The following is a 15,167-nucleotide window of genomic DNA, read 5'->3' on the forward strand; positions in this document are numbered from 1 at the left end:
GCGGCCTGCTGGCCGCCGGGCTGGATCTCGGCCGCAAGGCGCCGCTGCTCTTTCCGCCCTATGGCAACGTCACCGCCGAGGGCCTGCTGGGGCGCGCCGCATGAAGGTGCTCACCGATCCGGCCGCCTGTGTCGGCGCCGACCTCGGGGCCTGGCTGGCCGGGGGCGGCGGCCAGGGCCTGGCCCGGGCCCTGGCCGACCCGGGCGCCATCCTCCCCGTGCTGGAGCAGTCCGGCCTGCGCGGCCTGGGCGGCGCAGGCTTCCCGACGCACCGCAAATGGGCCGGCGTCGCGGCGCAGCCCGGGCCGGAGCGGTGGATCATCTGCAACGGCAACGAGGACGAACCCGGCACCTTCAAGGATCGCTTCCTGCTGGCCGCGACGCCGCATCAGGTGATCGAGGGGGCGCTGATCGCCGCCCTGGCGGTGAAGGCGACCCAGGTGGTGCTCTACATCAACCCGCGCGAGAGGGAGGCGGTGCTCACCTGCCGCGCAGCCGTCGCCGCCTGGATGGCGCATCCGCTGGCCGCTTCCGTCTCGGCGGCGATCGGGCAGGCGCTGACGCTGCAAGTGCGGGAGAGCTCCGGCCATTACATCGGCGGCGAGGAGACCGGCGCGATCTCCAGCGTCGAGGGGGGCTTTCCCTTTCCCCGGCTGAAGCCGCCCTTTCCCTTCCAGCAGGGCGTGCACGGGGCGCCGACACTGGTGAACAATGTCGAGACCCTGGCCCATGTGCCGCATATCCTGCGGCACGGCGCCGCGTGGTACCAGGCCCTCGGCCTGGGCGGGGCGGCGGGCACCAAGCTCTACTCCCTCTCGGGCGACGTGCTGCGTCCCGGCCTGCACGAGCTGCCGATGGGCACCAGCCTGCGCGAGCTGGTCTTCACCCAGGGCGGCGGCATGCTGGCGGGGCGCGGCTTCAAGGCGGTCTTCACCGGCGGCCCCTCCAACACCCTGCTGACGGCCGGCGATCTCGACGTGGCGCTGGATTTCGAGAGCCTGCGGGCGCGCGGCTCGCGCCTGGGCACCGGGGCGATGATCGTGGTCGGCGAGGGCACCAGCATCCTTCGCAAGACGGCGGAGTATGTCGCCTTCTTCGCCAACAATTCCTGCGGCCAGTGCCCGCCCTGCAAGATCGGCACGCATCAGGTCTCGCGCATCCTGGAGCGGCTGGACACCGGAGCCGGCCGCGCCGGCGACCTGGCGGCGCTGGAGAACCTGGCGCGTCTGCTGCCGGGCAGCGGCCGCTGCGGGCTGGTGGACGGGGCGGCGACGGTGCTGGCCAGCTCGCTCGCGACCTTCCGCGCCGAATACGAGGCCGCCCTGCCGCGCGGCTAGTCGCGGGGGCACGCCGTGTGCCGCATCTCCACCAGGGCTTCGGGGGAATGCCAATCATGACCATGGAGACTGAGCGCTTTCACATCGTCACCGGCGGGCCCGGGGCGGGGAAGAGCACCCTGATCGCCGCCCTGGCGGCCGCGGGCGTGGCGACACGGCCCGAGGCTGGCCGGGCCATCATCCGGGACCAGCGGGAGATCGATGGCCCGGCTCTGCCCTGGCGCGACCGCGCCGCCTTCGCCGAGGCGATGGCGCTCTGGGACATGCGTTCGCACCGGGAGGCGGCGGAGCGGGCGGGGCCGGTGGTGTTCGATCGCGGCCTGCCCGATGTCATCGGCTATCTGCGCCTTTGCGGCCTGCCGGTCCCGGCGCATCTCGACCGCGCCGCCCGCCGCTTCCGCTACCATCGCCAGGTCTTCCTGGCGCCGCACTGGCCGGCGATCTTCCACGGCGACGCCGAGCGGCGGCAGGACGCGGCCGAGGCCGCGCGCACCTGCGGGATGATGGCCGAGACCTATCCGGACTATGGTTACGAGCTGGTGCCGCTGCCCCTTGCGCCGGTCGCGGAGCGGCTGCGCTTCGTCCTGGCCCGGATCGGCGCTCCGCTCAGCGCAGCGGCAGCAGCCAGGGCACCAGCGCCACGCTGACCGCCATGACGATCAGGGTGAAGGGCACGCCCACCCGCACGAAGTCGCCGAAGCGGTAGCGGCCGGGGCCCATCACCAAGGTGTTCACCGGCGAGGAGACCGGCGTCATGAAGGCGGCGGAGGCGGCCAGCGCCACGATCATGGCGAAGGGGTAGGGCGAGAGCTCCAGTTCCCGCGCCGTGGCGATCGCGACCGGCGCCATCAGCACCGCCGTCGCGGTGTTCGAAATGAAGAGGCCGATGAGGGCGGTCGCCGCGAAGAGGCTGGCCAGCAGCGCCTGGGGGCCGGCCTGTCCGACCAGCCCGATCAGCCCCTCCGCCGCCAGGGCGATGCCGCCTGTGCGCTGCAGCGCCAGGGAGAAGGGCAGCATGCCGACGATCAGCACGATGCTCTGCCAGTGGATGGCCTTGTAGGCGCTGTCGAGGTCGATGCAGCGGAAGCCCAGCATCATCAGGCACCCGATCAGCGCCGCATGCACGTGCGGCACCAGGCCGCTGACCATCAGCCCGACCACCACGGCCAGGCTGAGCAGGGCCTGCGGCGCGCGCGTGACAGCGGGCGAGGGCTCCTCCAGCTCGCGCGGCTGGTTCAGCAGCACGAAATCGCGGCGGCCGAGCTGCGAGCGGCGCAGCGCCTTCCAGGGGCCGACCAGCAGGAGCGTGTCGCCCGATTGCAGCTTCTCCTCCAGCAAACCGTCGGAGAAGCTCTTCAGCCCCCGGCGCAGCCCGGCGACGGTGAGGCCGTAGTGGCTGCGGAAGGCCGCCTCCAGCACGGACTTGTCCCGCAGTTCCGAGCCCGGGACGATGATGACCTCGGCCAGCCCCACGGCATGCGGCTGGGCGGCGGGGTCGAGGCCTTCCAGAGGCAGGGGGTGGAGGCTGAGCTGGTCGCAGAGCAGGGCCAGCTGCTCCGGGCTGGCGGGGAGCGTCGCCACCAGCACGTCGCCGCCCAGCAGCGTCACCTCCGCGGCGGCGTCCAGCATCTCGGCCGCGAGGCGCCGCCGCCGCTCGACCACCAGGACATTCAGCCCATGCCCGGCGCGCAGCCGCAGCGATCCCAGGCTGTGCCCGGCCAGGGGCGAGCCATGGCCCAGGCGCAGCCGGTGCAGCCGCCCCTCCAGGCTGTAGTCCCGGATCAGTTCCTGTAGGGTGGGGGCGGTGCCGCGCGCCTCGGCCACCGCCTCGGCCGCGCCGGTGAGCCAGCGCCGCGCCACCAGCATGTAGCCGATGCCGAGCAGCAGCACCGGCAGGCCGAAGGGCGTGAAGCCGAAGAAGCCGAAGCCCTCATGCCCCCACCGCTGCAACTCGCTGTTGACCACCAGGTTCGGCGGCGTGCCGACCAGGGTCAGCATGCCGCTGATCAGCGCGGCGAAGCTGAGCGGCATCATCAGCTGGCCCGGCGGCGCCTGGAGCCGCGCGGCGGCGCGCAGCACGACGGGGATGAACAGCGCCACCACGCCGGTCGAGCTCATCACCGAGCCGAGCAGGGCCACGATGAGCATGAGCAGCACGATCAGCCGCACCGTGCTGCCGGCGGCCCGCCTCACCAGCCAGTCGCCCAGGCGGCGGGCGATGCCGGTCCGCACCAGCCCCTCGCCCAGCACGAAGAGCGCCGCGATCAGCACCACGCTGGGGTCGCTGAAGCCGGCCAGGGTCTCGCCGATGGTCAGGATGCCGGTCAGCGGCAGGGCGACGAGCATGATCAGCGCCACGGCGTCGACGCGCGGCCGGTTGCGGATGAACAGCACGACCGCCAGCCCGAGCAGGAGCAGCACCAGGACAAGGTCGGCATTCATGCGCGCGGATCCCCTTGAGGCGGATGGCGACGAGGAGGGGCGATCCTCCTCCTGGGCGGGAGGGTCCCGGCACGGCCGGGCCAGCATGGGCCCAGGGAATGACCCGGCACAGCGCGCATCGCAACCCCGCCGGGACAGGGACGCCGTGGTGCCCGACTATCGCGGCAGCCGGGGAAGCCGCAGCCGGCCGCTGATGACCACCAGGCCGAGCAGCACCATGGCAGTGCCGAGCCATTGAACCGGCAGCAGCCGCTCGCCCAGCAGCAGGCCGCCGATCAGCGTGGTGTTGACCGGCACCAGCATCATGGCCAGGGGCGCCGCATTGGCGCCGGCGCTGGCCAGGATGGAGAAGTACAGGATGAAGGCGAGGGCGGTGCAGAACACGCCGAGCGCCAGGATCACGAGCCAGATGGCCGGAGAGGGCGGCGGCAGGGTCCAGGGCCGGTCGATCAGCAGCGCCAGCGGCAGCGAAAGCAGGGCGGCGGCGGTGATCTGGCCGGTCGCCGCGGCCACCGGCCGGACCCGCAGGCCACGGAGCCGGCGGCCGAAGATCGCCGCCAGGGCCTGGGAGAGGGCGGCCAGCATCGCCGCGCCGGCGGCGAGCAGGACACCGTCCGAACCGGGGATGCCAAGCGTCGGCGCCATCAGCACCGCGACCCCCGCCACGCCGATGGCGGTGCCGGCCAGCCGCGTGGCGGTGAGCCGCTCGTCCTGTGTCAGCAGATGCGCGGCGATGGCGGTCAGGAAGGGCGTGGAGGCGTTCAGCACCGAACCGAGGCCGATACCGATCGTCTTCTGCGACCAGATGATCATGGTGAAGGGCACAAGGTTGTTGAGAATGCCCATGCCCAGGCAGGCCAACAACACCTCGCGCCGGAGCGGCAGGCGCTGGCGCAGAAGGGGCAGCAGCGCCGCGAGGACGGCCGCGGCAATGAGCGTGCGCAGCAGGACGACGGTCAGGGGCGGCAGCGCGGCGACCGAAAGCTTCATCAGCAGATAGCTGCAGCCCCAGAGAAGGGAGAGCAACGCCACCCGCAGCCAGACCGATGCCGTCACGCGTCACGCCCTCTCTCGGTGCAGCGCCCGGATGGCACCCGAGGCAGGTTGCCACAGGTCGCGCCGGCGCGGCAGTCCGATGCGCGGGCGGCTGTGGCACAGGATTGTGCAGGATGGCGCGAATATCGTCGCGGCGGGCCGGAACGGCGCCGCGCAAGCCGATTTGCCGCCTTGCCGCATCACCATGGCGCTGCCAAGCTTCGCGCGGAGGGCCAGGTTTCACCACGGTCCGGGATGCGGGATCGTTCGCCATGACCACCTTTCTGCTCCGCCGCCTGCTGCAGTCCATGGGCCTGTTGTTGCTTGTGTCAGTCATCGGTTTCGCGATCCTGCATCTCGCGCCCGGCGGCCCGCTCTCGCAGTTCGCCACGAGCGACATGTCGCAGGAGGATCTGGACCGCATCGCCCGGCAGCTCGGCCTCGATCGTCCGCTGCCGGTGCAGTATCTTGACTGGCTGTGGCGCATGTTGCGGGGCGACTGGGGCCGTTCCTTCCGCGATCAGCAGCCGGTGCTGTCGATCATTGGCTCGCATCTCGGCCCCACGCTGGAGCTGATGCTGACCTCGACGCTGATCGCCATGCTGCTTGGCGCCTGGATCGGCATCCTCGGCGCCATTCGCCGCTACTCCATCTTCGACATGCTGGCGACCGTCGGCTCGATGATCGCGCTGTCCATCCCGACCTTCTGGTTCGGCCTTGTCGTCATCTATGTCTTCTCGGTCGAGCTCGGCTGGTTGCCGGCAGGCAACCGCTACACCGTGGGGGACGGCTCCTTCCTCGACCGGCTGCACCACCTGATCGCGCCCTCGATGGTGCTGGCGCTGGTCAGCACCGCGATCTGGAGCCGCTACATGCGCTCCTCCATGCTGGATGTGATCAACCAGGACTATATCCGCACGGCACGGTCCAAGGGATTGCCGGAACGGCGCATTCTGCTGCACCACACCGTCCGCAATGCGCTGCTGCCGATGATCACCATCGCCGGCCTGCAACTGCCCTCGCTGCTCAGCGGCGCGCTGGTGACGGAGACGATCTTCACCTGGCCGGGAATGGGCCGCCTGTTCCTCGATTCCATCAGCTACCGCGACTATCCGACGGTGATGGGCATCCTGATGTTCAGCGCCGTGCTGGTGCTGCTCGGCAGCCTGATCGCCGATCTGCTCTACGGCGTCGCCGATCCCCGCATCCGCCTGTCCTGAAGGGGCGCCCCATGTCCACCACCGCCCCCGCGCCGACGGCATCCTCCGCCGCGCCGCCCCCCGTCGCCTTCCCGGCGCTGCGGCGATTCCTGCGGCACAGGCTCGCCATGCTCGGGGCGGGCGTGATCGTGCTGATGCTGGCCGGCTGCGTGATCGGACCTTCCCTGCTGCCCTTCACGGATGTCTTCATCGACATCCGCGCGCGCTTCTCGCCACCCCTCTCCGGCGCGCATGTGCTGGGCACCGACCAGCTTGGTCGCGACATGCTGGCCCGGCTTCTGATGGCGGGGCGCATCTCGCTGGCCGTCGGCTTCGCGGCAATGGCCATCAGCATGGCGATCGGCGTCACCGTCGGGCTGGTCGCGGGATACTACCAGGGCATCCCCGGCATGGTTCTGATGCGCTTCGTCGATGCCATGCTCTGCTTCCCCAGCATCTTCCTGCTGCTGGCGATCTCGGCGCTGATCGAGCCCTCGGTGGAATCCATCGTGCTGCTGATCGCCATCACCTCCTGGATGGAGGTCGCGCGCATCGTCGAGGGGCAGATCCGCGCGTTGCGCGAGCGCGACTTCGCGGTGGCCGCGGAAGCCATGGGCGCGCGGGATTCGCGTGTGATGTTCCGCGAGCTGCTGCCCAATGCCATGGCGCCGATCGTCGTCGCCGCGACGCTCAATGTGGCGCACGCCATCCTGGCGGAGTCCTACATCAGCTTCCTGGGCTTCGGCATTCAGCCACCCACCCCGAGCTGGGGCAACATGCTCGACAATGCGCAGAGCTATCTGACCAGCGCGCCCTGGCTCGCGATCCTGCCCGGCGCCGCCATCGCCCTGGCCGTGACCTGCTTCAACTTCATCGGCGACGGCCTGCGGGATGCGCTGGACCCGCGCATGGAGGGGCGGTGATGGCCATGCCGGACGAGATGGCGCTCACGGATGTCCTCGATGTCCGCGGCCTCGACATCAGCTTCCACACCCGTCGCGGCATCCTGCCGGCGGTGCGCGATCTCTCCTTCCGGCTGGGCGAGGGCGAGACGCTGGCGCTGGTCGGGGAGTCCGGCTCGGGGAAGAGCATCACGAGCCTCGGCATCCTGCGCCTGACACCGCCGGCGCCCTTCTGCCGCATCGGGGGGCGGGTGCTGCTGCGCGACCGGAACCGCTCGGTGCACGACCTGACCGCCCTCTCCGAAGACGACATGCGCGGCCTGCGCGGGCGCGTGGCGGCGATGATCTTTCAGGAGCCCATGACCTCGCTCAACCCGGTGCACAGCATCGGCGACCAGATTTCGGAGGCCGTGCGGCAACACCTTGGCCTTGGCCGCCGCGCCGCCCTCGAGCGAGCGGTGGAGCTGCTCGACATGGTGGGCATTCCCGCCCCGCGCCAACGTCTCTCGGCCTATCCGCACCAGTTGTCGGGCGGCATGCGGCAGCGCGCGATGATCGCCATGGCGCTGTCCTGCGAGCCCTCGCTGCTGATCGCCGACGAGCCGACCACGGCCCTGGATGTCACCATCCAGGCGCAGATCCTGGAGCTGCTGCGCCGGCTGCAGGAGAAGACCCGCATGGGGGTGATCTTCATCACGCACAATCTCGGCGTGGTGGCGGAGATCGCCGACCGCGTCATGGTGATGTATGCCGGGCGCGTCGTCGAGCAGGCGGATGTGGTGCCGCTCTTCAAGACGCCGCGCATGCCCTATACGCGCGGCCTGCTGCGCTCCGTGCCGCGGCTGGACCTGGCGGGGCGGCGCGCGGGCGAGCTGGCGGCCATTCCCGGCAATGTGCCCGATGCGCTGCATCTGCCGCCGGGCTGCGCCTTCGCGCCCCGCTGCGACTATGCGCTGTCCGGCGTCTGCGATGTCGCCGTGCCGGATCTGGAGGCGGCGGGGGCGGGGCACTTCGTCCGCTGCGCCCGCTGGCACGAGCTGGCCCGGGAGGACGCGGCATGAGCGCGCCGGCGGATGTCCTGCTGCAGGTCGAGGATCTGCGGAAGTGGTTTCCGGTCGGGGGCGGCCTGCTGTCGCGGGCACGCCATCACGTCAAGGCGGTGGACGGCGTCTCCTTCGAGATCAGGAAGGGCGAGGTGCTGAGCCTCGTCGGGGAATCCGGCTCCGGAAAGAGCACGGTCGGCCGGACCGTCCTGCGGCTGGAGACGCCGAGCGGGGGCAGCATCCGCTTCGCCGGCCAGGATGTCACCCGCCTGAGCCGGGCCGCGATGCGGCCGCTGCGGCAACGGATGCAGCTCATCTTCCAGGACCCGTACGCGTCCCTCAACCCCCGCATGACCGTGGAGGATCTGGTTGCCGCGCCGCTCGACATCCACGGCGGCGCCGGAACGGCGGCGGAGCGGCGCACCAGGGTGGAGGCGGCGTTGCAGCTCGTCGGGCTGCCGCCGCAGTCGATCACGCGCTACCCGCACGAGTTCTCCGGCGGCCAGCGCCAGCGCATCGGCATCGCGCGCGCCCTGATCACCGGACCGGACCTGCTGGTGGCGGACGAGCCGGTCTCCGCCCTGGATGTCTCGATTCAGGCCCAGGTGGTGAATCTTCTGCTGTCGCTGCAGCGGCGGCTCGGCCTGGCCATCCTCTTCATCTCGCACGACCTGGCTGTGGTCGGGCATATCTCCGACCGGATCGCCGTGATGTATCTCGGCCGGCTCGTGGAGGTCGCCGAGACACGACGCCTCTTCACCACGCCCCGGCATCCCTATACCGAGGCGCTGCTTTCCGCGGTTCCCATCCCGGACCCCACGCTTCGGCGCGAGCGGATCATGCTCAGCGGCGACCTGCCGAGCCCCCTCGATCCGCCCTCGGGCTGCTCGTTCCGCACCCGTTGCCGCTATGCGCTGCCCGATTGCGCCGCGGTGCGGCCGCCGCTGCGGGAGGTGGCGCCGGGCCATTTCAAGGCCTGCATCCGGGACGATCTGAACATGGCGGGCCAGGACTGGAGCGGATCGTAAAGGCCAAGAAACTCGAAGCGTGGACGAGTAAAGGTCACGCACTAATCCGCTACCACAAGATCAGTCACGATGGTTCCCGGCATAGATTCGAAGTCGTAAAGATACAATATCGTGAGGCGACAATCTCATCATGAGAGATTGACCTTGGTTGAAAGCCATTATTCATCTCGCCGAGACAGATGCATTGCATGATGAAACTTAAACCTCATCGACAGGCGGCAACTTCTGCCGCAACCAGGGCAATATCGGGTTGCGAGGCTTGAACTTAACATTTACAAAAATGTGAGCGAGCCGGGACCGGAGGAAAAGCCTTCCGGTTCAGAGGTATCGACCATTGACGTGATGGAAAGGGACACCGCCGCCGCCACAGGATCATGTGCAGGAAGGTGTGCGGGTCCCTTCGATCACCCTCACCATCCCATTTCACCTGCAGGATGATCGCGACGCTCCTCGTCGCTTCGCCTTGACACCTACTTCTTTCGACCGCGACTGGTCCTGGGATCTGTCATCTTCCGGGATGACATCGGGCATCTGATGCGATGCCCATCGCTGCGAGTGCGGTGATCGCCGCGCATCGCCAGATCCGGCTCCCGCCGGATCGGCGCCGATCAGGACGGTGCCAGCAATATCCGATGGTCGACAACCTTCCGGTTGTCGCCTGCGTGCGCGACCCGCGTACGCAAGCGGAGGCGGCCGCATGCCCGGCGCTCCTCCTTTCATCGCCTTCGCACGGGCCTGGCCGGATATGGCCGGGCGTGAAGGACCCCGCGCGCGTCCACCTCCAGGGTGACGCCATGACGGCTGCCGGCGCCCGGTGAGGGGCGGCGCGGCGCGCCATGCGGAGATTCCGCTGGCTAAACGATTTCTTAACGCACTGTCGCTTAGTCCTTAACGGATCGAGCTAGCAGCAAGGGATTTTCCATGGCCGCTCAGACCCCCATCCGCGCCGCTGACTTCATCGACAGCGTCGGCATCAACACGCATCTGTCCTGGGGCGGATCGACGAGTGCCTACGCCAACCGGACGGCGGTTCTGGAAGCCATCGACTATCTCGGTGTCTCGTTCATCCGCGACGGCTCGCCGACCGAGGGCTGGACCATGCCCCTGTACCGGACGCTGGCCGACAAGGGCATCCAGTTCAACATCGTCGTCACCGGGCCGGAGGTCACGCAGTACGGCAGCTACGCGAAGGATCTCCAGCGTATCGAGACCCTGCTGAAGACCCATCCCGACGCCGTTGTGTCGATCGAGGGGCTGAACGAGATCAACATGTTCGGCGTCACCTACAATGGCGTCAACACGGCGCATGACATCTCGATCGGCCGCGCGCTGCAGGCGAAGCTGCATGCCGAGGTCAATGCCCGCGCCCTGCTGGACGACATCCCGATCCTGAACCTGTCGGTCGGCGGCCTGACGGCGCAGGAGGCCGCGAAGCTCGGCGATCTCACGGCCTGGGCCGATTATGGCAACTGGCATGTCTACTTCGGCAATGGCGACCAGCCCGGCAAGAACATCGAATCCGGCGTGGCCAACGCCAAGAAGTTCTCCTCGGGCGATCCCGTGCAGATCACCGAGGCGAACTACTACACCGCGGTTCACGCCATGGAATGGGGCGGCGGCGGCGTCACCGAGGAAGTGCAGGCGAAGCTCAACCTCAACCTCCTCCTCGATGCCAAGCGGGCCGGTGTCGAGCGCACCTATCTCTATGAGCTGATGGACAACAGCACCAAGGCGGGCGCGACCTCGACCGTCGAGGGCAGCCTCGGCCTGTTCCATTCCGACGGCACGCCCAAGAAGGCGGCGACCGCCATCCACAACCTGCTCACCATCCTCGAGGATGACGGCGGCAATGCCGGCGGCTTCGCGACCAAGCCCCTGGACTTCTCGGTCAGCGGCCTTCCTTCCAGCGGCCGCACGATGCTGATGCAGGAATCGAACGGCAACTACGACATCGCCATCTGGGCCGAGCCGGACATCTGGAATGAGGCCAGCCGGACCGCGATCTCGGCGCCGAATTCCTCCGTCACCGTCAATCTCGGCAAGGTCGCCGGCACCATCAAGGTCTATGACCCGCTGATCGGCACCTCGCCCATCGCCACGGCGAGCAACACCAGCAAGATCACCGTCAATGTCTCGGATCATCCGCTGATCGTCGAGGTGATCGGTGTGAATGACGCCTCCGCCGCGGCGCCGATCGACACGGACAAGGCCGGCCTGACGCAGACCATCGGCTCCGGCTCCGACAGCCTGTCAATCCGCATCAGCCAGGATGCCTGGAACGGCGACGCGCAGTACGCGGTGTATATCGACGGCAAGCAGGTCGGCAGCACCTTCACCGCGCATTCGCTGCACAACTCCGGTGTGACCGACACCCTGACCGTCAAGGGCGACTGGGGCGGCGGCGTGCACACCGCCGAAGTCAGGTTCCTGAACGACGCCTGGGGCGGCACCCCCACGACCGACCGCAACCTCTATGTCGAGAGCGCGACGATCGACGGCGCGAGCATCTCCGGCGCCGCCAAGGACCTGAAGTCGCCGGGCAGCGCGACCTTCACCTTCACCGCCTCGGACAGTGCCTCCGAAGCGCCGAGCGCGGCGCCGGCGCCCGCCGCCATCGTGCTCGACGGCAGCGACGCGCTGACCGGCGCGCTGGGCAACCAGAGCTGGGGCGGCGTCTCCGTCACCGGGCTCGGGATCACCGGCAGCGCGGCCAAGGTGAACAAGACCGCGGACGGCCTGGCCGTGCAGGGCAGCCGTTTCAACAACCAGATCGACCATGACCACGTCACCGGCCGCAGCGAGGCCATCACCCTGGACTTCGATACCGGCGTGGACTCGGCGACGATCCAGCTCAGCCGCATGGTGGCGAACGAGCATGGCTCCGGCGCGGAGCGTGGCGCCTGGAAGGCCTACAACGATGCCGGCGTGATGGTCGCGCAGGGGATCTTCGACCCGACGCAGGGCACCAAGGTCGGCGACTCCGCCTACAGCTTCTCCATCGATCCCGCCGCCAGCTTCTCCAGCCTGGAGATCTCGGCGACGGGCTATGCGAAGCCGAACGGGGTGAATGACAGCTCGGACTTCGCCCTGGCCAAGATCACCTATCACCCCGACGCGGTGCTCTGACGCGACCGGCGGCCGGATGGAGACATCCGGCCGTCACGCGCGGCAGGATCAGCCGAGGCCGCGCAGCGCCACGAAGGCGCGGCCCTGGCCGGCGCCGTTGGACCAGCCGAGCAGGGCAGGGTCCGCGGCGCCTTTCGCCGCCACGGCGGTCCCGTCCTCCCCCTTCGCCAGCAGCCCATCCCTCACTTCGGCCGGGCATCGCACGGGCAGGGATGGCGCGGCCGTGACGACGATGGTCAGTTCGCCCTCCCGCGCATCCAGCATGCAGATCCCGGCCACCGGCGCATCGGAGCGCGTGCCGCGCCGGACCCGCCCTCCCGGTGCCATCTCCAGCACGTCGCCCTGCTTCACGCCGCCGCCTGTGGCCACCTGCAGGAACTGCCCCCGCCACTCGCCGGGTTCCTCCAGCTTCCAGTAGCGGTGCCCGTGCATGGTCGCGGCGGAGGGATGCAGCAGCGGCTTCCCGCTCTTGCGGCAGTTGTTGATGAGATGGCCGATATGGCCCTGGATCTCGCAGGCATGCGCGAAGTCGACGCGCAGCAGGGCCTCGTCGCCGGGCAGCAGGGCGAAGGGTTCCTTGAGCTGCAGCCAGCGCACATGCTCCGCCCGCTGGAAATCCCAGATGGCGCGTCGGCCGCGCCCATCCGCCGTCAGCCGGTTGGAATCCTGCCATTGGAAGTAGCAGGTGTCGAAGGTCGTGTTGCGGACCACGGCGCGGCGCGGCGTGTTCTCGTCCTGCAGCCAGGCGTTTCCCACATACTCGAACATGCAGTTCAGGAAGACACAGTTGCCGACCATGACCTCCATGCCGTTGCCGGCTTCCTTCATGATGGCGTAGGGACCGCCGCCGATGTAGCAGGAGATCATCGTGCAGCCGCCCATCTGCGTCGCCGGATGGACCGCGACGGCCGCCATCGTGCAGCCGCTGAACATGCACTTCTCGAACAGCAGGTCACCCCAGAGGTAACGGCTGGGGCTGGAGAAGTAGACATTGTAGTGGTTCTCGCGGCAGACCACGTCCTCGAAGCGGCTGTGGTCGCCGACGATGTCGAGGCCGGTGCGAAAGCGCCGCGCCCAGCAGCGCGTCATGCGCCGCCGCGAGCCCCATCCCCAGCCGCTCATCTGCGCCGGCGCCTTGCCCAGCACCGGCTTGTCGCCCGGACCTTCCAGGCAGATGTCCTGCCACAGCCCTTCATACATGCCGTCGCCCTCGCGCCGCCTGGGGCAGAGCACGGCGAAGCTGTCCGGTCCGAGATCCTGCGGCCAGCGGTAGATCGTGGCCAGCGGCCCTTCACCCAGCCAGTTGACGGTGGTGCCGGGGTCGCCCCATTCCCGGCTTTCCGGGAAGGTGAGGGTCCGGTTGCAGACATAGCGACCGGCCGGGGAGACGACCACGCCGCCGCCCCGCGCCGAAACCATGTTGATGGCGCCCTGCGTGGCCGCCCAGTCGATCTCGTCCTCCAGGCTGGTGGCGTGCGGATAGTCGGCCCTGGCGGCGGCGAGGCTGCGGTAGCGCTGCTTCAGCGGATGGCTCCGCCCGTCGCCGATGGCGCCGAGGTCGCGCACCGAGACGAAGCCCTGGCCGCGCAGACCGGCGACGGTGAGGGGCCGGGCGACGCCGTCCCGGCCCAACGCATTCACCATCCCCTCGCGGTCCAGAGGGCCGGCGGGTGGCGTATCGGTCGCCATGGATCAGGCCACCAGCTGCGGCTCGGCCGGGCGGGCGGGACGATCCGGGGCGGAGCCGGGGGCGCGGCCCTGGCGGCGCATGGCGCGCGCCACCTCCTCGCGGATGCGGCGCTGGAAGACCGTGCGGTCGTACTGCGCGGCATGCCGCCGGATGGCCTGGGGGTCATAGGCATCGGGGTCGAAGCCGCTCAGCACGCCGGCCAGGCTGCCGGCCTCCTGCTCGGCGAAGAACTCACCGGTGACGCCGGGCCGCACCGTGTCCAGCGCGCCACCCTGGCCGAGCGCGATGACCGGCCGGCCGGACGCCATGGCCTCCAGGGGGGTGATGCCGAAATCCTCGATCGCCGGCAGGATGAAGGCGGCGCAGCGCGCGTAGAGATCCGCCTTGCGCGCGCCATCCACACGGCCGACGAACTCGATGGTCGGGCCGGCCATCTGCTTCAGCCGCGCCGTGTCGCGCCCGTCGCCGGCGACCAGCAGCTTCAGGCCGAGCCGGTTGCAGGCCTCGATGGCGACATCGGCGCGCTTCCAGCCCACCAGGCGCATCAGCAGCAGGTAGTAGCCGTCATGCCGCGGCGCGACGTGGAACTCGTTGATGTCGATCGGCGGCGGGATCAGCGCGCTGCGGCGGCGATAGGTCTTGCGGATGCGCCGCTGCACCAGATCGCTGGTGGCGATCCAGTGATCCACGCCCTGCGCCGAGGCGATGTCGAGTCCGCGCAGCGGCGGGAGGAAGGGTGCGATCAGTCCGCGCTTGACCTTGCCGAAGCCCTCGCGCCGCGCATAGGCGTCGAAGTCCCAGAGGAAGCGCGAGGGCGAGTGGCAGTAGCAGACATGCGTGGTGTCCGGCCCGGTGGTGACATTGTGCGCGAAGTTGAAGGCGCTGCTGATCACCAGGTCGTAGCCATCCGTCACCAGGCTCTGCATGGCGAAGGGGTAGAGCGGGAAGACGATGCGGTGAAAGCGGTTGGCGCCGGGCAGGCGGTCGAGCCAGCTGGTGCGGATGCCCCAGTCACGGAAGCGCGGCGGCAGCAGGTCCGGATGATAGCTCGGCGCCATGATGGTGGCGTCCGGATAGATCGCGCGCAGCTCCTCCAGCACCTTCTCGGCGCCGCCATACTGGTTGATGACGTCGTGGACGATGGCGACCTTCATGCCCGGCTCTCCGCATGCGTGGCGACAACCTGGTCGTAGACCTCGGCGACCTTCCGGCAGAACACCTCGGGCGCGAAGACCTCGCGCGCCGAGCGGGCCGCCGCGGCGCCGAGCGCCGCGCCCTCCGGCCCGGCCGCGCGGGCGGTGGGGGGGGGCCGGGCGGGGGCGTGGTTCATGTGGCGGGGGGCGGCGGAGACGATGCGAAATATGGT

12 protein-coding genes are annotated in these 15,167 nt (G+C 69.5%); 7 read left to right on the forward strand and 5 right to left on the reverse strand.

All coding sequences use genetic code 11. The features are described from left to right. The first annotated feature begins 100 nt into the window (after positions 1-100). A complete protein-coding gene (locus ACVMLK_RS15785; RefSeq protein ID WP_198366752.1) occupies positions 101-1,336 on the forward strand; it encodes a complex I 51 kDa subunit family protein in 1,236 nt (411 codons plus the stop codon). A 56-nt stretch (positions 1,337-1,392) separates the two neighbouring features. Then, positions 1,393-1,983: an AAA family ATPase gene (locus ACVMLK_RS15790; RefSeq protein ID WP_457486926.1), complete on the forward strand. Its 591-nt coding sequence runs from the start codon at positions 1,393-1,395 to the stop codon at positions 1,981-1,983. Here ACVMLK_RS15790 and ACVMLK_RS15795 read toward each other — a convergent pair. Both ACVMLK_RS15795 and ACVMLK_RS15800 read right to left on the reverse strand, forming a co-directional pair. After that, positions 1,943-3,778, reverse strand: coding sequence for an SLC13 family permease (locus ACVMLK_RS15795; protein ID WP_422924919.1), 1,836 nt, complete (start codon positions 3,776-3,778; stop codon positions 1,943-1,945). The two genes, ACVMLK_RS15790 and ACVMLK_RS15795, sit on opposite strands and share 41 nt — an antisense overlap. A 156-nt stretch (positions 3,779-3,934) precedes the next feature. Continuing rightward, positions 3,935-4,834, reverse strand: coding sequence for a DMT family transporter (locus ACVMLK_RS15800; protein WP_198366749.1), 900 nt, complete (start codon positions 4,832-4,834; stop codon positions 3,935-3,937). A gap of 251 nt (positions 4,835-5,085) precedes the next feature. On the opposite strand from ACVMLK_RS15800, the gene ACVMLK_RS15805 reads away from it, so the two are divergent. The 5 genes from ACVMLK_RS15805 to ACVMLK_RS15825 all read left to right on the forward strand — a co-directional run bounded on the left by ACVMLK_RS15805 (position 5,086) and on the right by ACVMLK_RS15825 (position 12,111). Next, on the forward strand, positions 5,086-6,033 hold the full coding sequence (locus ACVMLK_RS15805) for an ABC transporter permease (protein WP_457486927.1): 948 nt from the start codon (positions 5,086-5,088) through the stop codon (positions 6,031-6,033). Between the two features lie 11 nt (positions 6,034-6,044). Next, positions 6,045-6,935 (forward strand): ABC transporter permease, encoded by an 891-nt coding sequence (locus ACVMLK_RS15810; protein ID WP_198366747.1) that lies wholly within the window; start codon positions 6,045-6,047, stop codon positions 6,933-6,935. Then, entirely contained in the window at positions 6,935-7,975 is a 1,041-nt protein-coding gene (locus ACVMLK_RS15815) for an ABC transporter ATP-binding protein (protein WP_457486928.1), read from the forward strand. Before ACVMLK_RS15810 ends, ACVMLK_RS15815 begins: the two co-directional genes overlap by 1 nt. Further along, positions 7,972-8,985 carry an ABC transporter ATP-binding protein gene (locus ACVMLK_RS15820; protein WP_457486929.1) on the forward strand — a complete coding sequence of 338 codons (1,014 nt, stop codon included), beginning with the start codon at positions 7,972-7,974 and terminating at the stop codon, positions 8,983-8,985. The genes ACVMLK_RS15815 and ACVMLK_RS15820 overlap by 4 nt, the downstream gene beginning before the upstream one ends. Positions 8,986-9,906: 921 nt before the next feature. Then, entirely contained in the window at positions 9,907-12,111 is a 2,205-nt protein-coding gene (locus ACVMLK_RS15825; RefSeq protein WP_457486930.1) for a carbohydrate-binding domain-containing protein, read from the forward strand. Positions 12,112-12,159: 48 nt separating this feature from the next. On the opposite strand, the gene ACVMLK_RS15830 is transcribed toward ACVMLK_RS15825, so the two are convergent. The 3 genes from ACVMLK_RS15830 to ACVMLK_RS15840 all read right to left on the reverse strand — a co-directional run. Next, entirely contained in the window at positions 12,160-13,800 is a 1,641-nt protein-coding gene (locus ACVMLK_RS15830; RefSeq protein WP_198366744.1) for a hypothetical protein, read from the reverse strand. Between the two features lie 3 nt (positions 13,801-13,803). After that, positions 13,804-14,955, reverse strand: a complete 1,152-nt coding sequence (locus ACVMLK_RS15835; protein WP_198366743.1) for a glycosyltransferase — start codon at positions 14,953-14,955, stop codon at positions 13,804-13,806. Then, positions 14,952-15,167: hypothetical protein (locus tag ACVMLK_RS15840; protein WP_457486931.1), on the reverse strand; the 216-nt coding region annotated here is incomplete at its 5' end. The genes ACVMLK_RS15835 and ACVMLK_RS15840, both read right to left, overlap by 4 nt.

The sequence above is a fragment of the Teichococcus aerofrigidensis genome, from assembly GCF_054073225.1.

Bases quoted from the DNA above. Each gene is read 5' to 3' on its own strand.
- ACVMLK_RS15820 (WP_457486929.1), top strand. From the start codon at position 7,972: ATGAGCGCGCCGGCGGATGTCCTGCTGCAGGTCGAGGATCTGCGGAAG.
- ACVMLK_RS15785 (WP_198366752.1), top strand. From the start codon at position 101: ATGAAGGTGCTCACCGATCCGGCCGCCTGTGTCGGCGCCGACCTCGGG.
- ACVMLK_RS15815 (WP_457486928.1), top strand. From the start codon at position 6,935: ATGGCCATGCCGGACGAGATGGCGCTCACGGATGTCCTCGATGTCCGC.
- ACVMLK_RS15790 (WP_457486926.1), top strand. From the start codon at position 1,393: ATGACCATGGAGACTGAGCGCTTTCACATCGTCACCGGCGGGCCCGGG.
- ACVMLK_RS15805 (WP_457486927.1), top strand. From the start codon at position 5,086: ATGACCACCTTTCTGCTCCGCCGCCTGCTGCAGTCCATGGGCCTGTTG.
- ACVMLK_RS15835 (WP_198366743.1), bottom strand. From the start codon at position 14,955: ATGAAGGTCGCCATCGTCCACGACGTCATCAACCAGTATGGCGGCGCC.
- ACVMLK_RS15795 (WP_422924919.1), bottom strand. From the start codon at position 3,778: ATGAATGCCGACCTTGTCCTGGTGCTGCTCCTGCTCGGGCTGGCGGTC.
- ACVMLK_RS15830 (WP_198366744.1), bottom strand. From the start codon at position 13,800: ATGGCGACCGATACGCCACCCGCCGGCCCTCTGGACCGCGAGGGGATG.
- ACVMLK_RS15825 (WP_457486930.1), top strand. From the start codon at position 9,907: ATGGCCGCTCAGACCCCCATCCGCGCCGCTGACTTCATCGACAGCGTC.
- ACVMLK_RS15810 (WP_198366747.1), top strand. From the start codon at position 6,045: ATGTCCACCACCGCCCCCGCGCCGACGGCATCCTCCGCCGCGCCGCCC.